Here is a 21,446-nt window from a genome sequence, read left to right as displayed (position 1 = left end):
ATCCCATGAAAACCCTCAAACTCGAAAAGCGCGGGGCGGTAGCCACGGTGCGACTTTCCCGCCCGGATCAGCGAAACGCTGTCGACGAAACACTGGCTGCTGAACTCATCGAGACTCTGAATGAATTGGCCAATGATGACTCCGTGCGTTGTGTGGTCCTGACAGGCGAAGGTAAGGCGTTCTGCTCGGGTGCGGACCTCTCTCAGTTTGAAAAAGACCTCACGCCCGAAGATGTGGAGGTCTATCTCGACACGAACTATAAGCCCATCATTCGGGCCATCACCACGATGTCAAAGCCTGTGATCGGCTCTATTGGTGGTGCTGCCGCCGGTGCTGGGATGGCGCTCGCTCTCTCATGCGACCTTCGAATCATGTCGGACAACGCGGGGATTTACCCGGCGTTCATCAATATCGGACTCGTGCCCGACGCAGGCTCGTCGTGGTTCCTCGCGAGGCATGTGGGCTACTCCAAAGCCCTTGAGTTCTTGATTGCCGGCAAAGGAATCTCAGCCGAGACCTGCCTTCAGTGGGGCCTGGCAAACCGCGTCGTGCGCCCGGATATGCTCGAGCAAGAGACATTCAAGTGGGCACAAGAGCTCGCTGAGAAGCCCACCCACGCAATCGGTTTGACTAAGAAGTGCCTCGCGTTCGCTTCCACCAACAGTCTGGATGATTCCTTTGATTTGGAAGCAAAACTGCAAGGTATGGCGGTGATGACCGATGACCACTCGGAGGGTTTTCGAGCATTCAGGGCCAAGGAAACTCCAAAATTCACTGGCAAATAATGCCCACGCGCTGCGCATCAAGCGTACACCGCCAACTAAAAAGCTCGGGCAGCCGCCCACCGCAAAGAAGCCTAAAAACCAATCAAAACAAACACCTAAAGCCCTTGGCATCCCTCTTGCGATGTTAGTCAACCAGCTCAAGGAGACAACATGACTAAGAGGCATGAAATGATTGAACAACGCGACACGACAGCATGGATTTTTCAGGTTTGGATTTCGTTTATCCTCGCATTCGGTGCGACGATTGGCGGAATCTTCTACCTTCCTGTAGACCCTTGGATCAAAGGCTTCATGGCCATGGGAATGCTATTCACGGTGGGTTCTACCTTCACACTCGCCAAGACCATTCGTGACAATCACGAGGCATCTCGGACGGTCAACCGGCTAAAAGAAGCCAAGGCCGAAAAAATCCTGAGAGACTTCGAGCTGCACGAAGCGGCCTAGCCAAAAGTCTAAAAAATCGGGTATGAAGGGTCTTCGATGGAGGACCTATGGCGATTTTGAGGCTTTTGTTTGGACTGCATGCTCCAATCAACCAGAAAACGTATGTGGTAGCTGGACTTCTGCTCGCTGCCTTGAAGTTTGGAATAGACTGGTTGGTGGTCTATCTGACCACCGGAAAGGCATGGACGCTCGCAGCCTACCTTTCGCCGGTACTTTTCATGCGCTCGGAGGCCATCAGGCCCGCGCCTGAGTGGGTGCTCTGGGCCCTCGTGATGTACGCCCTACCCTTTGCGTGGATCGGGCTAACGATGAGCGTGAGACGCGCTGCAGATGCCGGACTGACACCTTGGGCAGGGATTCTCTTTTTGATCCCGGGTGTCAATTGGTTGGTCATCTTGGTTTTGAGCCTCATGCCCACGCGTCGAAACGGCGAGCCCTTTGATTGGGACGCCGCCTCCAAGACGAGCCCGGTCGACCTCAAATCCGCTATTCTGGGCATATCGCTTGGGGTCTTTCTCGTCCTTGGGATGGTGGCCCTGAGTGTCTTTGTGCTTGGAAACTATGGCTGGTCGCTCTTCATCGGCACACCACTTGTCGTAGGAATGTTGGTGGGTTTTCTGACGAATCGCGAAAACCCACGCTCCAAGATGTCCACAATCACTACCTCATCCATCTCGATTTCTATCGCAGGACTAGCCACACTGCTCTTTGCCATCGAAGGCATCATCTGCATCCTTATGGCCATGCCACCAGCGATGATCGTCGCTATGGCAGGCTCACTGGTTGGCCGAGCCATCGCCATCTCCAATATCTCGAGGAAGGGAAATGCAGCGATGACGGCCGTAATGTTCAGCCTACCAATTCTCGGCGGTGCCGAGACCTTGGACAAAGAGTCACCGCTCTACGAAGTCGCCACCACTGTGGAGATCGACGCTCCGCCTTCGGAAGTGTGGCATCAGGTCATCCATTTCTCGGAACTGCCGCCGCCTCCAAAATGGGTTCAAAGCACCGGCATTGCCTATCCGATTCGTGCTCGACTTGAAGGCGAAGGCGTAGGCGCTGTGAGGCATTGCGAGTTCTCGACTGGCGCATTTGTGGAGCCGATTACCCATTGGGAAGAAGGCGTTCGCCTCGCTTTCGATGTCGCGTCCCAGCCTCGCCCCATGGACGAATGGAGCCCCTACAACCATATCCATCCGCCTCATCTAGACGGATATCTGCGGTCAAAACGCGGCGAGTTCCGCCTGATCGAACTCCCCGGCGGCCGCACCCGCCTTGAGGGAAGCACGTGGTACGAGGTAGATATCTCACCTCGAGTTTACTGGTCGGTGATCACGGATTCGTTGATCCACCGAATCCATCTTCGTGTGTTGGAGCACGTGAAATCCGAGGCCGAAAAGGCGCACAAATCCTAGTCGGACACCGTGCAACCATCGAGGGTCACACAGAAGGTCGTTCCCACTCCGACTTTGCTCGCCACCGAGACATCGGCCTTCAGAAGTTTTGCGAGGCGCGCAACAACGGCTAGACCGAGCCCCGCACCGCCGTAAGAACGAGACGCTGTACCGTCGATCTGCCTGAACGGCTCCCAAATCGTGTGTATCTTTTCCTCGGGAATCCCAATCCCAGTATCGCTGACGGAAATCTTTGCGAAAGTCCCCTCTCGCTCCACCCGAATCACGACTCTGCCCCCGTCCGGCGTAAACTTCAGGGCATTCGCGAGGAGATTGGTCAGGATATGATGAAGCAGCGACTTATCGGTCGCCATCAGCACAAGCGAAGGCGGGCAATGCGCCTCAATAGAGATATCGCGTTTGCCACGAATACCGAGACCAAAAGCCATAAGTTCTTCGATCAGCTTTTGAAGTGGTACGACGGAAATGCGCATCGAAAGATGCCCCGAGTTCACACGCTCAAGACTCAGGAGGTCGTCCACCATATGCAAAAGCCCCTCAGCGCTTGTCTTGATGCCGTCTAACGCCTTCTTCTGACGCTGATTCACTGAACCGTATATCTCGTCGTCGAGCATCTCCGTCAGCCCCAAGACTCCGTGGATCGGGGTGCGTAGTTCGTGGGTGATATTTGCGACAAACTGGCTCTTGAGTTGATTCGCCTCTTCGAGCTCTCGGTTCTTGAGTTGCAAAGCCTCTTGCTGTTCCTGGACCTTCTTCAAAATCGCGCTCGATGCGACCACCATGATCGCCAGCAAGAAGCCGACCTTTAGGATATCGATCACCACGAAGAACCAGGTGAACTCCCCTTCTTCGTACACGGTCTGCAAAAACGTTGGGTAGAACTTCAGAACGCCAGAATGGATGAGCACTAGCATTGTGGAGTATGCCACAAGCATCAAGGCTCCCGTCAAAATGGTAGCCCCCACATTGGTCAACATCGCGATCAGCGCGAGGACCACATAGTACACCGAAATCACGGGGGATGTCGGACCGCCCGTAAAGTAAATCATGCCCGTAATCAGCCCGACGTCGGCGGTCTGGTTGAGCACGGCCACGCTCAAGACAAACCGGTCTTTGCGCAATGACCACCACATCAACGTGTTCGTAAAGAGCTTAATCGGGGCCAATATGAGGACCATGCTCCAGACGTTTTCCAAGAGCCCCACATGGCCAAAAAGAAGCGCCAAAACAGCGAGCCCAATCGTCAGGATATAGCCGGACGGCACGCCCCATGCCAACTTCTCACGGTAGTAAGGCGTGTTGAGTTCCTCGATCTGCTTGCCAAGCCAACTCAAGCTGCGTCACTCAAAAGAGCTTCTTCCACCAGCGTCAACAACTCCTTGAGCTTGAAGGGCTTGGAGATAAACGCCACGACCTCGAGGTCATTTCGCACGAACGCCTGCGTTTGCTCATCATTATGAACAGCACTCATCATGATAATCGGGCAGACCTTTTCGTTAAGTCGGCGAATCTCCATGCAGACATTGAAGCCGTTCTTTTGAGGCAAGAGAATATCCAAAAGCATGAGGTCAGGCTCGAGTTGCGTGTACTTATCCACGGCATCGTGGCCGTTCATCACCAGCGCAACATCAAACCCTTGCGATGTTAGATAATCGAAAACCATCGTGGCATTGATGGGATCATCTTCCACGACCAAAATCTTTTTCATCGGTCGACCTCCGGAAGTTGGCTTTTCACAAGATTACTTGATGCAAGAATACCAGAGGCGATAGGACGCGGCAAATCTACTCGCCCAAGAGTAGACCCACGCGCTCGAGAAGCGTGCGCGCACCAAAGGGCTTGGACAGAAAGTTCTGACTATCCAAGATTCGCCGCCTCAACTCGTCGGAGACGAAACCAGAAATCAGAAGATAAGGAATCTCAGGTCGCACGTCCCGCAATTCCTCCACCAACTCCACACCTGATGCGCCTTCCATCATGATATCGCTGATGAGCAAGTCAATCTCGCGCCCTTCCTCCAGAATAGCTTTGGCCTCTTCGGCGCTCGATGCGGCCACCACCTGGAAATTGGCGCTCTTGAGCGTGGCCACAAGACTTCGCCGCACGATTTCCTTGTCCTCAACCACCATCACGCATCGACTCTCCCCATCAACCTCAACCTCAGGCAATTTACCGTCATCATCCGGAGGAATACAGGTGGGCAAAAGCATTTCAAATGTGGTGCCGGCATCCTTGGAACTTTCAACGCGAATTTCACCGCCCATTGAGTCGATGATGCGATAAACATTGAAGAGGCCGAGGCCCGTACCTTCATCGCCTTTTGTCGTGAAATAAGGCTCGAAAATCGAGTTCAACAAACCAGCATCGATCCCCTCGCCGGTATCTGAGACCTTGAGGCAAATCACCCCGTCGGAATGAGGCCCCACTGAAATCTCGAGCCGACCACCCCCAGGCATCGCATCCTGAGCGTTGACCGCCAGATTGAGCAACACTCTTTCCAACGCCCCACCTTGCGCCATCACCCAATCTTCGGAGGCAATGGTGATGTTGAGCTCCACATCTCGCGGAAGGATACGCGTCAACATCAACTCCAGCGTCCGCAGAGTGGCACTGACCTGAACGGGGACAACCTTTCCGCCGTCCGCACGGCTGAACGCCAAGAGCTGATTCGAAAGCTCCGCAGCGCGCATCGCCGCCACGCGAATGGCCTCCAAGTCCTCGGTAGGGTCTCGGCCCTGTGCGAGCTCGTGTTCCATCATATCCACGCCGGACAAAACTGCCGTCAGAATATTGTTGAAGTCGTGCGCAACGCCTCCTGCCAATCTGCCCACAGCCTCTAGCCTTCGGCCGAGCTCGAGCTGCTCCTCCAACATCCGATTCTCGGTCAAGTCCCGGACCGACCCCTCAAAGTATTCGACATGATCTCTGACCACCTGCCGAACCCGAATCACAACGTGAATAAGGCGGCCATCTCGCTTTCGCCACTTTGCTTCGAGGCCATCAACTACGCCGTCTACGTCTCGGATGTACGCCCAATCTTGAGGGGACTCCCAGATATCATCGCGAAGGTTCTTCGCTAGCAGTTCGGCTTCACTCGAATACCCGAGCATGGCAACAAGCGCTGGATTTGCAGCAAGGATCACACCTTGACGGTCGTTTCGAATGTACCCGTCCAACGCGTTTTCAAACATGTCTCGGAACGAGGCCTCACTCGCCTCGCCTTCCGCCTTTGCACGGTCGTAGTGCAGGACCAAAAGTCCAAGCCCCGTCACCACGCCAAGCACCGAAGCCAGCGCAAAGCCCCACGGTGCGAACCAGTCCAAAGGCCGCAAGAAGGGATAGTTGAATCGGTGAAAACCCCAGAGAATAAAACTCGCCGACGCCACCCATTTGCCAAGGCCCCGCGCCTTTACGCTCCTTAAGAGCACAATGCCCGCCAAGAGATCTGTAAATCCTCGGAAGAGGAAAACTGGCATGGTCACGGTTAGGAATGACCATTCGAGGTTCGATCCGACTAGCATCCATCCGGACACGAGCAAACCAAGTGAAAACCACCATTTAAGATTCTGAGCGCCGGCGAGCAAGGCCGTGCCGTGTAGAAGGAACACGCCGGCGAAAATCAGCGTCAAGTGCATTCCAACATTGGTAAACTCGGCACCGGTGTAAATAAAGAGCACCCCCAGAATGTGACGCAATGCACTCAACGAATAAGAGATGGACCACCACTTTAGATACTCGGAATGCTCACGCAGATAGAGGTTGAAGAGGACCAGAGCCACCGAAAATTGCAAGGCTGCCGCTCCCGCCAACTGTGGTGCCAAATATTCCAATTCCAACCAAGTTACGGGAACCTAGGCATGCCACCGACTAGGCGCATACCATCGTCTCGAACACTACTCTTGACTTAAATTACGTCAAGGCCCTCTCTGTGATAAACCACAGCAATTGTGGAAATTGCCACAATGTGTTTTCAAGGGGACAATACCCTTTGACTCTCGTACAAAGCCGAGCATGGACGCGGAATCGACTCAAAACAACCCACTTGGCCTCAACCTCGATTTTCTTTTCGGGAGGGGATACCTCTGGGCAAAGAATGAAAGGCTCAGCGACTGGATTGAACTCGACCACCTCCGAATGGAGATTCCAGACCTCGCCTTCCCATTCGACGCGCGCTCAGGACTTCATCGCTTCCGAAATACCCGGTGCTTGGTGCGAGAAATCGAGATCTCCACTTCGGAAGTCGGACTCGCGGATCTCGTCTCGAGAGCCGCTAAAGAAGTCCACGGCTTCGATGCCATCGATGTGCATTTCCTAGATGGAGCGATCCATGTATCCGCCCGCGTAAAGTCCCTCGGTGCAAGCGCATTCATAAGTTTCCGAGTCGCACTGATCCCTCCTGAGCCCTCCCGCGCGGACGAAGTACACGTCTCGATATACGATTATCGGGCCTACGGAACACTCCCTTTCCCCGCACGGATTCTGGTCGCTGAGCTCATGACCCGAATACTATCGACTCCGGCGCTTCGCCCCCCTGGGCGCGGAGACTCGTTCTCGATTGGAATCGCCGGAGACATCCTGCGGGTTAGACCTCTAAAACTGCTCTTGCTCCACCTCTTTCCGCACGTCGGGTGGAAGCTTCCAAATCTTTCGAATATCACGCTTGACCAAGCTCATATTCGCCCTGGCCGCTTGACATTACGCGCGCTCTCCCCTGAGAACTGGGAGACTCAAAAGGCCTCGTTCAGAACGCCTTTGGTGGCCACCACGGAAGGCGGGCGCGCGCTAGCGGCATACGAGGCCAAAGACCTCTTCTCGCACGGTGACCAGGCGATCTTTGACCGTCAACTGCCGCAGGCCCTCGACCAGTTCTTTGGCTATCGAGACATCTACGGCAACCATCCAGAACTCATCGCTCGACTCTTCGACCTTTTGCTCGCCGACCCAAGCGTCTCGAACCTCGCGCATCTCGATGCAATCTGTGACGAGCTCGAACGGGAAGATCCCGATGATTTGAACGCCGCAGTCGCACGCATGCGCGCCGCGAGAGTTCGCTCGGATAATGCACGGTCCATCGCATCATTGAAGAGAATTGCCGAGCTCCTGCATCAACGCGGCGAGACGCTCGATTGGATCCTTTGCCAGCTCTCGTTGGCCGAATTACTTGAGAGCCAATCTCCCAAAGAGGCGGCGGCGATTCTGCGCGAGATTCTCCGGGTGTCCCCTCGAAATCAAATCGTGCTCGAACAGCTCAAACGAATCTACGAAAACGAGTCCGAGAGCGCCGGGGTAGAAGACGTCCTAAAGCGACTAACCGGCGTTTATACTGACCGCGAGAAGTTGACACAGACCTATCTAGAACTCGCTCAACACCTCATGAATCGGCAGGGAGAACTCGCCGAAGCACGCGTGTATCTCGAACGTGTATTGAGGCTCGACCCGACCCAATTGGACGCTCTTTACACGCTCGGCGAGTCGTATTTGCTAAGCCTTGAGCCCTTGAGAGCCTTGAAGGCATTTGGCTCCGCAGCGAGATCCGCCCAGGTTCGTCAGCAAAACTCGAGGGCCTCGCAACTCCACGAAAAGGCCGCGAAGATTTGGCTCGAACACGTTCAGGACCCACAACAGGCCTTGCTTAGCGCACGCCGTGCACTCGAACTATCCGACGAGCGCCCCGACGCTGAACGCGCTGACCTTCTGAGATGGGTTGCCGACCTCTGCGCCACGCATGACCGACTCGACGAAGCCGTCACCTACCTCGTGGGGGCTCTGGAGATTCTCGAGCGCAAGTCGAGCAAAGAAGAGGAGATCGAAATCCACCACAAATTGGCGGAGATCTTCACCCTCAGACAAAGGGATGATTCGGCGGCCTCTCATTTGAGGCGAGTCCTCGAACTCGCCCCGGCTGATCCCGTGGCCGCCACCAAGCTCGAAGAACACTACAAGCTCTCGGGCTCGCCAGAACAGCTTCTAGAACTCTTCAGATTTCTTGAAAATCAACGCGACTCAAAGGCCGACAAAGCGGAACTTGCGCTCAAAACTGCCGACGTATTCAAGCATCTAGGCATGATCGAAGATGCAGCATCAGCCCTTGAACGGGCACTCGACCTTGGCCACCCGCGCGCGCTCGACCATTTGACTCAACTTCTCGAAAGAAGCCAACTCTTTGGAAGACTTCGAGATGTCCTCGCGCGAAAGCTGCCTCAGATCGAAGAAAGAGATGCGAGGTGGGAAGTATTGGTCTCGCTGGGCCGAACATCTCTCTTCGGGCTCGCGGACGCGCCTGCAGCGACCCGCTACTATATGGAAGCACTGCAGGTCCGGCCTACGCAGCTCGAGGCCCTCTACGGCGCGAGAGATGCGCTTGAGGTCATCGTCTCCAAGGACTACCACGCCCCCTCACCGGTGGGCCAAGGACCGGCTTCGAGACTTCTCGAACGTATCGTCTCGAGACTCGCAGAGGTCAGCCCGGACCACGAGCTACAGCGCGACGCACTGATTCGACTGGCCGAGCTCGCGACCCTTCGCGGTGACCAAGAGCAGGCTCGGGTTGCCTCGGAGCGCGCATCAGGATTGGCTCGAAGCGGAAAAGTCGATGAGAGACTCGACGAACTTCTTGGAAACCCTTTTGAAGAAGTTACTTCGCCAGAAGAGGCCAAAGAGCCAGCGAATGTGCACGAGTTTAGGCGCGAGTTCGAACAAACGATTAAGAAGCCGCACTCGATTCCGCCACTCGAGTCGTTGAGTGCGAAGAGCCTTGTTCCTAAGGGGCTCAGCGCCCCCAAACCTCAAGACTTTGTCCAAAAGGTCAATGACGCTCGCGCAAGCGACGATCCGAGCGAACTCGCTGGGGCGCTAGAAGCCCTGGTAACTGCCGCAAAAGAAGGACGCGTCCTGTTGGACGCGGATGAAATCGTTCGCCACTCCAAGGAGCTGGGTGAGCTCTACTACTACGACCTCGAAGAGTCTAAGCCAGCCCTCGCTCATCTCGAATTTGTGCGGGAATCCGACCCTGAGGGTGTTGGGGCACAGCCGGGCATCATGAATGCGCTCGAGGCTATTTATGAAGAAACCGGGCATGCCGAAGGCCGAATCAAAATCCTTGAAGAGAGGCTCGCGCGCGCTGAATCGGAAGAGATGGACACCGTCTATCGGCTCCTTTTGGCTCAACTGATCTGGGAAACTTTTGGGGACAGAGATCGGGCCGGCACCTGGCTCAACCGCATTCTCGAAAAAGAGCCCAGGCACGAAGCCGCGCATCGACTCCTCGCTGAAATCGCAAGGGAGCTCGAAGACTGGGAAGCCGCTGCAGAACACCTGCGGACCGTACTCGCGGTCTCGTCTGGCGGCTTGGATTCCGTCGAAACCGAGCGTGAGCTCGCCAAAATCCTCAGCGATCATCTCGGAAAGCCAAGACAAGCCATTCAACACTTGAGAAGTGTTCTCGAAGCCGCACCGGGCGACTCTGGCGCGCTCAATATGCTCAAGAGTGCGCAGGTGAAGCTCGGCGATTGGAAAGGATACACAGAGAGCCTGCTTCTCGAGCTGAGCCTCTTGACCGGACGTAAAGATTTGGACGTCCCGGCACTAACTACGCTTGAGGCCGAGTCCATCCCGACCCCGCTCAGGATTCCAGCGAGTCAAATCGTCTCGGATTTGGCCCATGTGGTTGAAGCCGAGCTCGAGAGTTTGGACGAAGCACGGCACCTTTGGAAGCTCGTACACCGACTTTGGCCAGACCATGTTGAAGCACTCGAGCGGCGTATCGAGATCAATCGCAAGCTTGGCGCCAAGCGCGACCTCGCCCAAGACCTCGAAGCCTACGCAGACTTGCTCCTTGACCCCAATGAGCGCTTTCGAGTTCTTCGTGAAAGCGGCCTTTTACATCACGAAATCGGCGAAACAGACGCGGCACGGGTTCTTCTGACCCAAGCTATCGCCATCGCAGAATCTGCGGACGTTGCCACGGACAAGGTGGATGAAGTAAGAAGAGCACTTCAGGCACTCACAACTTAATGGATATTCCGATGAAGAGACCGCTTTTTACACTCTTGGCCATCATGGCAGCAGCCATGTTCGCGCAATCTGTTTCAGCGCAAGACTATCCGGAGCTCCAACTCCAACAATTCCGTCCCGGGACGGGACCATCGGATTTCCTGAATGTTTACGGCTCGAAGACCGCGCCACACCTCGACCCGGATTTCGGCTTCTACATCGACTACGCCGACAACCCGCTTAAAGTCCCATCGGCCACTCAAGAGTTCAACGCCGTGATGGAGAGCCAGATGACGCTCTCTTTGATGGCCAATCTTGGACTCTGGGATAATTTTGAGGTCGGACTTCTCTTGCCTGTAACGCTTTGGCAAACCCATGGCGCACTTGACGCGATTGTCCCGATTGGCACGGACCCGAGAAATGCCTCGGTCGATTCGTTCGGCATCAATGATATTCGTCTGCACGCAAAGGCTCAATTCCTCGATATCATGAGCGACCAGGTCGGCTTGGCCTTCGTTTTAGCAGGGTATATCCCCGTCGGCCTGGATGACCGATTTGTTGGCGACCAGTCCTTCGGAATGGATGCCGTTGTGAGTGCTGATAAGTTCCTCATTGGAGGAATCCGAGCAGGCATCAACTTGGGCTACAGATACCGACACGAACGAGTACAGGTCAGGGATGCGTTCATCAGTGATGGCATCATGTGGGGCCTTGCTGGTCAGTTCCCGCTCTTTGTGGATTCGCTAGATTTCATCGCGGAAATCGACGGTGTGATTGGAGTTGCGTCGAAACCTGAAGGCCGCGAAGGCATTCGGGGAACCGAGGTTCCCGCCGAGATCAAAGGGGCCGTTCGCTACCGATTACACGAGGACTGGACACTTACCGGCGGTATGGGGTTTGGACTGAACGAAGAAGCCGTTGGAACCCCGGATTTCCGCGTATTTTTGGGCATCGGAGGCTACTGGGTCTCGGGCGGAGCCTGGGGCTATGACTACGATAAAGACGGCATCTACGGCGTGCACGACAAATGCCCAATGCAGGCAGAAGACTTCGACGGCCACGAGGACGACGACGGCTGCCCAGACTACGACAACGACGGCGACGGAATTCCTGACGCTATGGACAAGTGCCCCGCGAGCCCACCCGGCGTTCCGGTTGGACCAGACGGCTGTCCTGACAACGATATCGACGGCGACGGTATCCCCAATGACATGGATAAGTGTCCCGAAGACCCAGAGGATATCGACGGGTTCCAAGACGTAGATGGCTGCCCCGACCCTGATAACGACGGCGACGGTATCCCAGACACCGTGGACACTTGTCCAAATGAGCCAGAGACGTTCAACGACTTCATGGACGATGATGGCTGCCCTGACAACCCGAATGATAAGGTGCACATTGCGCGCGACCGAATCATCATCACCGAACAAGTGTATTTCGATACGGCCAAGACTTCGATCAAGAAGCAGAGTTTCGAGATCCTGGACGCTGTTATCAAGGTCATGAAAGAGAACCCGCAGATCGTCAAAGTGAGGATCGAAGGGCACACGGACAACCGCGGCGGCGAGCAAATGAACCTTGAACTCAGCCAGGGACGTGCAGAATCGGTGCTCAAGTACATGACCGATAACGGAATCGCCGAGAACAGGCTCGAAGCCATAGGTTTCGGACTGACTCGCCCGATTCGCGACAATGACACGGCCGAAGGCAGAGCCTACAATCGCCGAGTCGAGTTCATCATCCTGGAGATGAGATCCAACTGATGAGAGCCCTCCTGCTAGCGCTGGGGACCCTGGCGTTGAGCATCAACTCGCTGGGATGCGAAACCGATAACACCATCAAAATGGAGCGTGTCCGCACTCCGAACGGAGGCTCGCTCTTCGCCGCAACCAGTGTGGAAGTTGGGGGAACTCCGCTCACCCTCGCTGCTGGGGAGTTTGGTGTCTATCAGTTTCAAGACGAGGGCTTTACCCGAGTCGACTCGCAGCTCTTGCCGTCGTTTCGTGTACCCAACATGGACCATTTGAGAGACACGTCTCATACGCTATCCATGCCGCGCTCCATGCTTTTCACGGGCATAGACTCTCAACTCTGGTTCGTGGATTCCACGTCTAGACCCTGGATGAGCCAAGACGGTGGTCGTACCTTCAATTTCATCGAGATACCCTCGTTTCTCCCCGAGCAAAGTCTCATCCGCCCCATAGAGCCTTATCGGTTGGTGGCAGGCGAAAAACTCCACCTTCTACATCCAAAATATATCTGGACCCTCGAAGACCCCACGGATATCGCCTCGTGGCGCGCCATCGATCTAAACGCGGTACTTTTGGACGAAAATGCAAACGAACTGCCTCCAGCGATTCGAAGCTTCTTGCCGGCAAACTCTCTTCGAGACTTTGATATCCTGACGGTTCTGAGCAACCAACTCCTGATCTACAGGCGTGAGGCGGACCAGGAATGGGTCCTTACATCCACGTTCCCCGTGGGAGAGAGACAAGTCGTTGGCTTCGAACAACGAAACTCCTCTGAAGGCAGCGGTACCACACTCTTCCTCGCGACCGATGACTCCGTTTTCCGAAGCGATGATCACGCCGAAACATGGCTGAGGTTCTGGCCATTTGAAGATAAGGAGATTGAGGTCATTTACCCCGTCCTTGAAGGCCAGAGGCAGTTTGTGCTCGTCGGTACGAAAAACGGGGAAATCCTGCGCCATAACGGAGCGGAGTGGACCGAAGTCTGGGCTCAAGATGGCTTCGCCATTACGGGTTTCCATTTTGATGGCGAGAACCTATGGGCCACGGCACTCGGCGGTGGCGCCCTTCGCTCCAAAGACCTCGGAGAATCCTGGCAATCCGCCAATCAAGGGCTCCGTGCGATGCGAACTCACGCCTTTATTGTCGAAGGCGACGAAATCACGGTAGCCACAAATTCAGGCGTCTTTAGGAAAACCATCGACGCGGAATGGGAACGAGTGCATGCGACACCCGCGACAAGCCTACTTAAAGTTCCCGAAAAGGGTTTGCTTGTGGGAACGTCGGACGGCAAAATCGTTGTCCCTAAGCAAGAATCCATTGAGATACCCATTCAAAAAGCGCCAGAGTTCCTCCCCGATGAGTTAAGACGCCTTGCGCCAAGGCCAGAAGCCGTTGTGAAGCTCGCGCGCGGGAATACACGACTCTATGCCTGGTCGAGAGCAAATGGCGCCATGGTCTCCAACGACCTTGGAGCTACATGGGAGCCCTTCGTCATTCCAGAGGCCCTAACCAACACACTCAAGGGCTCCAGCCTCACCCATATCTTTCAAATCGGCGACGAAGTGTATTTGATGGAACGCTCACACCATCCTGGAACTCCGGCCCAGCTCTGGTCGAGCCGCCAGGGCGGCGGAACCTGGGTCGCACTTCGAAGTTTTCCTCCGACTCCATCCCCAGTCATCTTGCAAATGGGTTTGAATCAATCTCTCTACGCCGCATACGACGATGTACTCGAAGTCACGGAAGATGGTGATTCTTGGACACCCATCTCAGGCCCATGGAAGAACGGCCTAATCTTTGGACTTCATATCGATAATCAGAGAGCCGCAGTTCTTTCCGACAATCACGGCGCCGTCTCACTACACGTGAGGGAGAACATCCGAGAGTCCAGCACTAGAACGTTCACCATCTCGGTCGATGGAGGCTTTACAGTGTCGTCCGTGCAAGACTTGGTGCTCTCCGGCTCCACGCTCTACATCTTAACCCCAAGAGGACTGTTTAAAGGTGAGTTACCCAGCGGAAACACGGACTACGAAGAGCGATATCCAACGCTCCTCGCCGTCATCGGAACGTTCATTGCACTCTGGGCGAGTTTCGCGCTGCTGAGGAAGTTCGGATGACTCGAGCTTATTGGGTGTAGACCGCACCGTTAGCGATCCAAGCCTCAAGTGCGTCATATGCTGCCTGGTCCAGCACCATCTTGGTGGACGGCATATACTGAGGGTCATCATTGGGCAGGTTCATTCTGACCCAGATATCCGAAGAATCAGGCGTCCCTGGATTAATCAGCAAATTACCAGAAACATTCGCCATCTTGCCTTCGAGCGCTCCGCGCATCTCAGCGGGAGTTGCATTGTCGTCCGTTGCCACCACGAATCCGTTCGCCGAGAACTGGCCGTGGCACGCAGCCTGAGTGCAGTTCGCGGTTAGAATCGAGGTCACGTTGACGAACTCAGGTGTGAAATCGCCACCACCCATATTGGTGGGATTGTTCCCGCCCATATTCGACTGATTGTTCGTAGTGTTCGGATTCTCTTCCAAACCTTCCAGAGTCTCAGGCGCACAGCCAAGGCTGAACGCCAACAAACCCAAGATTGCAGCCCATTTGACGCTACACATCAGCGCTCTTTCGTTCATATTTCTCACTCGCTCGTTTTAGTCGCACCGAAGTGTAAACGGAATTTAACCGTGGGTCCATTATCGGCAATCCACTATCGGCATTCACCGTCCAAACACTCGAGTTTCTGCTCCGAAGGACAATCCGCATTGGTCTGGCACACGAACACGGAGTTCTCCCATCGACGATAAGGAATCACCACGCGATCACCAGTTTGCGGAGGTGTGGTTCCGGTGAATTTGACGCGGTTGACGATGGAATCGTAGTCAAACCCATCTGCTCGGCTTCGCGGCATATCTGAGATATTTCCAGATACGGCCTCGCCGTGAACCACTTTGAGGGTTGGCGGAAGTGGCGCGCCTCGGAGTCGAAGCCCCGACGCAATACCCGCCGTTGCATTCGCAATTTCCTGCAAAGTCGACGCGATATCGGCCTGGCAGATCGAACCCACACTTCCACCCGTTCCATTGGCAATCGCCGCCACAGCATGCGCTACAGCAGCGCCGTTACCAGAGGGGCATGCCTCACCTGGAGGCCACACAATTCCGAATGACGTTGCGCCGATCTCAGGGCGAAGGAGGAAGTCGATCCAAGGCTGTGTCTCGGTCTCAAGCTCAGCTTCTTGCGTTGCGTCCAATGTAATGGACTGGGAGTTTCCAAACGAAAGAGCATCTTGGAAGAATTCATCTTCTTCATCAGTGATCGCGATCAAGACCACCGCAGCTTCAGTTCTAAACTTAGTGGCATCCGTGTCCGAGCGAGGAAGTGCGCGGTCCGCTGCCGCGGTAAGCGCAGAAATCGTGTACTCCCCGCCTGACTCAAACGTGCTTGGATCAAGACGATTCTGAAGCTCGGAGGGGTCGCCAGTAAAGCCGCCGGCCACCAACTCGCCCGTCTTTCCACCAAATCCAGGGAAAGGAAAACCAATCGGAATTGGAATCGCCTGACAATGCGCCGAAATCAGGTCGGTCATGTCCTGCGAGAGCCCCATATTATCGTTGCAATCAGGTCGTGTGACTGCCGCGCGCCAATCCAGGTTTGAGTTCGTCAGAAGCGTGGTGAATGTCGTCACGAAACTCGCGAGGCGATTTTGCTCATCATTCATCGAGCCAGAACCGTCGATCGAGATGATGATGTCGACCTTAGGCTTTGCCGTAACGGTATACGCTACACACTCTTCCACAGCCTGATCCATTTGACCGGCGAGGCTGTTGCCACCCGTGAGGTCGTCCACGAGATAACCAGTGCGAATGGCGGTGTTTTGATAGTCATCAAGAGTTACCAGCGCGCCCACCACAATTGCCTGCGAAGCCGAGCGCGAAACTACTTGATGCACAAATACCGTGGGGCTCGTATCCCCCGCGATCGCTGTGGTCGCTCCGTGCGAGATTTCGGAAGGCATCACGCCTGCAATCTCAGCCAGCAACGCGTCACGAGCAGCTGACAACGAGGTGCCTGCAGGAAGGTCTACAATCGAGGCAACTGCCGCCTCAAATCCGTCATGCGTCACAACACGCCTTCCGGAAACGCGGCGCGCGGCGCTTGGGTACTCCGCTTGAATGCTACCCACCAGGGCATCGCCCAGAAGAACAGGGTTGGTTTCTCCCGACGGATCAAAAGAGAGTACAAAACCCGTATATCGAGCCGTGGCGTCCTCAAACACATGAGCTTCCACTGGAGCGGAAGTCGTTGTTGAAACGGGAAAGACCGAGGCGGATGCATCGTGCACCAACTGATAGTTGGCATTCATATTGTCTACTTTCTGCGCAACGATCAGATTCTGTGTGTCCTCAGGCAAACACTGACGGTACTGAGCCTCGCCGCTATCAGGCGTGCCGTCGCCGTCCGTATCTACAACGCAAGGATCTGACTCGCCTCCAGCACATTGGGGGTCAAACATGCGATTGACGCATGTGCCCAACTCGCCATCACCATTGGAATCTTCCAGGTCATCTGGCAGCCCATCACCGTCCGTATCTGTCTCAAGCGGATTCATACACCCGCTGGCTACTTCAGCTCCGTCAGGAATTCCATCGCCGTCGGAGTCAGGAGCCAAGGGATCGGTATTCGCGGTGATTTCATCACCATCGTTGAGGCCGTCACTATCCGTATCCGCGCTTCTCGGATCCGTCTCGCCCGGATCGAAATCACAACTCCCGTTCGCGTCTTCCTCGCCGTCCTCCAAACCATCACCGTCGGTATCAGCTAAGTATGGATTCGTGCCAAGGAAGCACTCACACTCATTCTCCAAACCGTCTTCATCCGAATCAAGCCCAGGCAAACAGCGATCGCTTCCCATCGTATTGTTGGTGGTCGTCTGATTATTGGTCTGATTGTTCGAAATGTTGTTCGAGTTATTTCCACTCATGTTGTTCGTGCTGACAACATTATTGGAACTCGTGTTATTGGGCGGGTCCGGATTGTTGTTGCCTGTAGGAGAACATACGCCGGTGATCGGGTTGTAAACACTTCCCGGCTCACACTGAACGGGACCCGACGGCGTCTGATCGACGTCGTCACTACAAGACACCATAAGAAGTGACGCGCCAACGAGCGCGACACACGCAATTTTCAGGGTTGGAAAAGCCATACCAGTCCTCATTAAACTATTTGTCAACGCGCGCACTATAACGAAAGCCCACGCACGGTCAAAGATGACTCCATTCCCATTTGATGAATTCGTTGAAATAGATGGCCATTTCCTCAACGCGTCCGAGGTGGTCCAAGCTTTAGAGTCACTGGTTCAGCCGCGCAGAAAGGCTCGGATCGAAAAAGTCATCGAATCCAGATGCTTCGGCATACAGCCGATCCTCGAAAGCCTGGCCGATCGCGGCAATATGTCAGCGGTCTTAAGGACCATCGAAGGCCTGGGTATGGGCGCGGTTCACGTTGTCGAGGCACGCAGGAAAAAACTTCGGATGGCGAATCGCGTGTCCCAGGGCGCTGAAAAATGGCTCGAGATTCAGCGATGGCACTCCACCGAGGAATGCGTGGCCGCCGTTAAACGCGAAGGTCTTCAACTCGTTGTGACCGATCTCAACGCTTCGGCGTCGATCGACGATCTCGACCTCTCAAAACCCACCGCGCTCGTCTTCGGTAACGAAAAGTTCGGGGCCTCGGAGCTCATGCGCGAACACGCTGACCACACCGTAATCCTGCCTATGGCCGGGTTTTCTCAGAGTTTTAACATCTCGGTCGCCGCCGCGATCTCCCTGCACCATCTTCGACTCAAGCGATTTGGTCAGACTGCAGGCCCGGGCGATCTCGACGATTCCCAAAAAGTTCGCCTCCGAGCCGAGTATTTCCGCAAATCCGTGGGAGAATCAGACCGGATTCTCCAAGAACTGGCCTCGCGACTCGCCAAATGAACAAAAAGAGATCTAAGTCCTTGACGCTACTGGGGTCGATCTGTATGGTTCGCCGTCCTTTGTGAAGGCGCCTCGTGAGTGTAATAGGTACACCACTCCGGGCTCAGAAAGTCCTCACAAGAAACAGTTTGATGTCCAGGAGTGACGTATGCACGCAGTGATCCGAACCGGCGGAAAGCAATACCGCGTTAAAGCTGGCGATGAGCTCAAAATTGAGAAGCTCGAAGCCGAAAAAGGTGGAGAGGTCGTATTCGACCAAGTTTTGGCTGTGGGTGAAGGTGAATCCCTGAAAATCGGGACACCTCTTGTCGGCAACGCCAGTGTAAAAGCAAGTGTGATTGCTAACGAGCGCGGAAAGAAGATCATCATCTTCAAAAAGAAGCGTCGCAAAGGCTATCAGGTTAAGCGTGGTCACCGTCAGCACTACACACGTGTTAGGATTCTTGAAATCAACGCCTAAGGGGCGTGAGGAGTTAAGTCATGGCACATAAAAAAGGCCAAGGTAGTTCGCGAAACGGTCGCGATTCAGAAAGCAAACGACTCGGCGTCAAAAAGTTCGGCGGCCAAATCGTAGTGGCAGGAAACATCCTTGTGCGTCAGCGCGGCACCAAAATGAAGCCTGGACGCAATGTAGGTGTTGGCCGAGACCACACGCTTTTCGCTCTTATTGATGGCGTCGTTGAATTTCGCGATTCACGCGGCAAAAAAGAAGTCTCTGTTGTTCCGGTCGAAAGCGCCGCTGAATAAGAAGTTCTTCGAAATTCACTCACCTTCTAACGCCTCCACTCGAGAGGCGTTTTGTGTTTCTGCCCAACCACGAGGCATCCCATGTTTGTCGATGAAGCCACAGTTGAAGTCTCTGCTGGAGACGGAGGAGATGGCGCAGTTGCGTTCCGACGCGAAAAATACGTGCCCCGTGGAGGACCGGCAGGCGGAGATGGCGGCAAGGGCGGAGATGTCATCTTCGTAGCCTCTCATAACGCAAACACACTCGCCGATTTCCGACACGTGCGACACCTGCGTGCCCAAAAGGGAGCACAAGGTGGTGGCAACAATATGTCTGGAAAAAGTGGAGAAGACGTCGTCGTCGAACTCCCGGTCGGCACATTGATCACAGACCTCGCTACCGGTGAGCTCGTCGCAGACCTTATCGAGGCTGGACAACGTGTGGTGGTCGCAAAGGGCGGTGACGGTGGACAAGGCAACGCACGATTTGCAACCGCCAGAAACCGAACGCCCCGAAAGGCTACACCCGGATGGCCAGGCGAAGAAAAGAAGCTGCAGCTTGAGCTCAAACTCATCGCTGACGTCGCTTTGGTAGGCTATCCTTCGGTCGGGAAGTCAACCATCATCGCTGCCCTTTCCAACGCGCGGCCGAAGATTGCCGCCTACCCTTTCACGACCCTCGTGCCAAACCTAGGTGTCGTTCGCTGGGCCGATTACAAAGAGTTCGTGATCGCGGACGTCCCAGGGCTCATCGAAGGTGCCTCCGAAGGTCACGGTCTGGGCATCCAATTCCTAAAGCACGTGGAGAGGACTAACCTGATCGCGCACGTCATCGAGGTAGTCCCCCAACTTGAAGGACAAGAAACCGAGAGAGATCCAATTCAGGATTTCCACCGTATCTGCAAGGAACTGGCGAGTTTCAATCCAGAAATTTTAGAACGACCTCAGATTGTCATCCTAAACAAGGCAGACTTGCCGTTTGTGAGTGACGAAATCGAGAGACTTCGCGCCTATTTCGAAGAAGAAGAGAAACTCCCCTTCATCGCGATTTCGGCCGCTGCCCACCAAAATCTCGCCGAACTACAACTCATGCTCGGCACCGCACTTGAAAATGCCGGTTTCGGAAAGCAAAAAGAGTTCTGGGAACCTTAGACCTTATGATATACGGTGTTGCGCGCCGGACCTGAGGTCTAAAACATGAGACTTAGAAAACTCTACTGGGGGCTACTAATCGCAGCCTCTTCTTTGATGTTGTTTGCTCTCTATCTGGTGTTCTTTAGCGCCCCCATTGAGCAAACCATGGGCATTGTGCAGAAGATTTTCTACACGCATGTGCCCGCCGCGATGGCCGCCTACGCGGGCTTTACCGTAGCTTCCGTTGCGAGCCTCGCCTACCTCATGAGACCTCGAGCCGGCTGGGATGCACTCTCTCAGACAGGCGTAGAAATAGGTCTCTTGTTTTGCCTTTACGTCTTTGTTTCCGGACCCCTCTGGGCTTACAAAGCGTGGGGCAAGGCATGGGTTTGGGACCCTCAACTGACTGCGACCTTTGTACTTTTCTTACTCTACGGCGGGGCCTTCTTGATTCGAAGCTTTGCCGGCAACTCTGAGCGCATTAAGAAAATTGCAGCTGCTGCGACGATCTTCGCATTTGTGGACATCCCAATCGTTCACTACGCCGTGCGAAAGTGGGGCGGCTTGCACCCAACCGTTGAGCGCGAAGGCGGCGGAGGTCTCTCGGACGAAATCGCCTTTAGTTTCCGATTTTCCATGCTCGCCGTACTTCTGGTCTTTGTGGTCCTCGTGTGGCTTGCATCCCGAATCCGCGCGCGACAGCTAGCTCTCGACCGCCTCTACGTCGATTTTGAAGATTACTCGAGGTCTGTGAAATGATGAGCCGACTTACCCCCGTCATTTGCGTAACACTTTGCCTTTTGAGCACGAATGCCGTCGCTCAGAATATGGCTTCGAACGAAACCAGCGTCCCTGGCGGCGTGCTCATGCTCGCCTCGTACATCGGGTTCTTCGCACTCTTACTTGGCTATCTAGCCATCCTTTCTCGCCGACAATCTGCGATTGAAGACGATCTCGAGACGCTTCAGAAGCGACTCGACTCCATTGCAGGTGTGGAGGAATGATATGTCCACCGCCCACATTTTTTACATACCAGTTATTTTGCTCGTAGGCGTATTCGCAGGCTATTATATAGGCCGTTGGGCTGCCGAACAGGAAGAGATTGAGAGACGAAAACGACTTAAGCGCAGACAAAAAATTGAGGAAGCAGCCGCAAACAAGACCGCGGATTGACCTGCATTTTCTCCCTCATGTATAGTGCGACCGAGAGCTCT

Annotated in this window: 17 protein-coding genes; 12 read left to right on the top strand and 5 right to left on the bottom strand. The window is 54.8% G+C overall.

Features of this window, described 5'->3' with window-relative positions; genetic code table 11:
- Window positions 1-5 precede the first annotated feature (5 nt).
- The 3 genes from FRD01_RS20415 (at window position 6) to FRD01_RS20405 (ending at window position 2,644) form a co-directional block, all read left to right on the top strand.
- On the top strand, window positions 6-785 hold the full coding sequence (locus FRD01_RS20415; RefSeq protein WP_146962789.1) for an enoyl-CoA hydratase/isomerase family protein: 780 nt from the start codon (window positions 6-8) through the stop codon (window positions 783-785).
- 150 nt (window positions 786-935) lie between these two features.
- Window positions 936-1,229 carry a YiaA/YiaB family inner membrane protein gene (locus tag FRD01_RS20410; protein WP_249755781.1) on the top strand — a complete coding sequence of 98 codons (294 nt, stop codon included), beginning with the start codon at window positions 936-938 and terminating at the stop codon, window positions 1,227-1,229.
- Between the two features lie 47 nt (window positions 1,230-1,276).
- Window positions 1,277-2,644, top strand: a complete 1,368-nt coding sequence (locus FRD01_RS20405; protein ID WP_146962788.1) for a DUF805 domain-containing protein — start codon at window positions 1,277-1,279, stop codon at window positions 2,642-2,644.
- Here the strand turns inward: FRD01_RS20405 and FRD01_RS20400 are convergent.
- The 3 genes from FRD01_RS20400 to FRD01_RS20390 form a co-directional block, all read right to left on the bottom strand.
- Window positions 2,641-3,978 carry a sensor histidine kinase gene (locus FRD01_RS20400; protein ID WP_146962787.1) on the bottom strand — a complete coding sequence of 446 codons (1,338 nt, stop codon included), beginning with the start codon at window positions 3,976-3,978 and terminating at the stop codon, window positions 2,641-2,643. The two genes, FRD01_RS20405 and FRD01_RS20400, sit on opposite strands and share 4 nt — an antisense overlap.
- Window positions 3,975-4,352: a response regulator transcription factor gene (locus FRD01_RS20395; protein WP_146962786.1), complete on the bottom strand. Its 378-nt coding sequence runs from the start codon at window positions 4,350-4,352 to the stop codon at window positions 3,975-3,977. Before FRD01_RS20395 ends, FRD01_RS20400 begins: the two co-directional genes overlap by 4 nt.
- Window positions 4,353-4,428: 76 nt before the next feature.
- Entirely contained in the window at window positions 4,429-6,465 is a 2,037-nt protein-coding gene (locus FRD01_RS20390) for a hybrid sensor histidine kinase/response regulator (protein WP_146962785.1), read from the bottom strand.
- Window positions 6,466-6,655: 190 nt separating this feature from the next.
- Between FRD01_RS20390 and FRD01_RS20385 the strand changes: the two genes are divergently transcribed.
- The 3 genes from FRD01_RS20385 to FRD01_RS20375 are packed head-to-tail and all read left to right on the top strand — an operon-like array spanning window position 6,656 to window position 14,507.
- Window positions 6,656-10,657, top strand: a complete 4,002-nt coding sequence (locus FRD01_RS20385; RefSeq protein WP_146962784.1) for a tetratricopeptide repeat protein — start codon at window positions 6,656-6,658, stop codon at window positions 10,655-10,657.
- Window positions 10,658-10,668: 11 nt separating this feature from the next.
- On the top strand, window positions 10,669-12,399 hold the full coding sequence (locus FRD01_RS24925; protein ID WP_347341860.1) for an OmpA family protein: 1,731 nt from the start codon (window positions 10,669-10,671) through the stop codon (window positions 12,397-12,399).
- Entirely contained in the window at window positions 12,399-14,507 is a 2,109-nt protein-coding gene (locus tag FRD01_RS20375; protein WP_146962782.1) for a WD40/YVTN/BNR-like repeat-containing protein, read from the top strand. Before FRD01_RS24925 ends, FRD01_RS20375 begins: the two co-directional genes overlap by 1 nt.
- A gap of 7 nt (window positions 14,508-14,514) precedes the next feature.
- On the opposite strand, the gene FRD01_RS20370 is transcribed toward FRD01_RS20375, so the two are convergent.
- Both FRD01_RS20370 and FRD01_RS20365 read right to left on the bottom strand, forming a co-directional pair.
- On the bottom strand, window positions 14,515-15,024 hold the full coding sequence (locus FRD01_RS20370) for a hypothetical protein (protein WP_146962781.1): 510 nt from the start codon (window positions 15,022-15,024) through the stop codon (window positions 14,515-14,517).
- 74 nt (window positions 15,025-15,098) lie between these two features.
- Window positions 15,099-17,594, bottom strand: coding sequence for a hypothetical protein (locus FRD01_RS20365; protein ID WP_146962780.1), 2,496 nt, complete (start codon window positions 17,592-17,594; stop codon window positions 15,099-15,101).
- Between the two features lie 64 nt (window positions 17,595-17,658).
- On the opposite strand from FRD01_RS20365, the gene FRD01_RS20360 reads away from it, so the two are divergent.
- The 6 genes from FRD01_RS20360 to FRD01_RS20335 all read left to right on the top strand — a co-directional run bounded on the left by FRD01_RS20360 (window position 17,659) and on the right by FRD01_RS20335 (window position 21,236).
- The gene (locus tag FRD01_RS20360) at window positions 17,659-18,372 is read left to right on the top strand and encodes a TrmH family RNA methyltransferase (RefSeq protein WP_146962779.1); all 714 of its coding nucleotides are present in this window, start codon (window positions 17,659-17,661) and stop codon (window positions 18,370-18,372) included.
- Between the two features lie 148 nt (window positions 18,373-18,520).
- A complete protein-coding gene (rplU, locus tag FRD01_RS20355; RefSeq protein ID WP_146962778.1) occupies window positions 18,521-18,832 on the top strand; it encodes a 50S ribosomal protein L21 in 312 nt (103 codons plus the stop codon).
- Between the two features lie 20 nt (window positions 18,833-18,852).
- Entirely contained in the window at window positions 18,853-19,119 is a 267-nt protein-coding gene (rpmA, locus tag FRD01_RS20350; protein ID WP_146962777.1) for a 50S ribosomal protein L27, read from the top strand.
- Window positions 19,120-19,200: 81 nt separating this feature from the next.
- Window positions 19,201-20,250 (top strand): GTPase ObgE, encoded by a 1,050-nt coding sequence (gene obgE, locus FRD01_RS20345; RefSeq protein WP_146962776.1) that lies wholly within the window; start codon window positions 19,201-19,203, stop codon window positions 20,248-20,250.
- 45 nt (window positions 20,251-20,295) lie between these two features.
- On the top strand, window positions 20,296-20,991 hold the full coding sequence (locus tag FRD01_RS20340; RefSeq protein WP_146962775.1) for a cytochrome c biogenesis protein: 696 nt from the start codon (window positions 20,296-20,298) through the stop codon (window positions 20,989-20,991).
- Window positions 20,988-21,236: a hypothetical protein gene (locus tag FRD01_RS20335; RefSeq protein ID WP_146962774.1), complete on the top strand. Its 249-nt coding sequence runs from the start codon at window positions 20,988-20,990 to the stop codon at window positions 21,234-21,236. Before FRD01_RS20340 ends, FRD01_RS20335 begins: the two co-directional genes overlap by 4 nt.
- Window positions 21,237-21,446: the final 210 nt, after the last annotated feature.

Origin of the sequence: Microvenator marinus, assembly GCF_007993755.1 — a bacterium.
GTDB lineage: Bacteria > Myxococcota_A > Bradymonadia > Bradymonadales > Bradymonadaceae > Allomicrovenator > Allomicrovenator marinus.
This window is presented reverse-complemented; position numbering and strand designations above follow the sequence as displayed.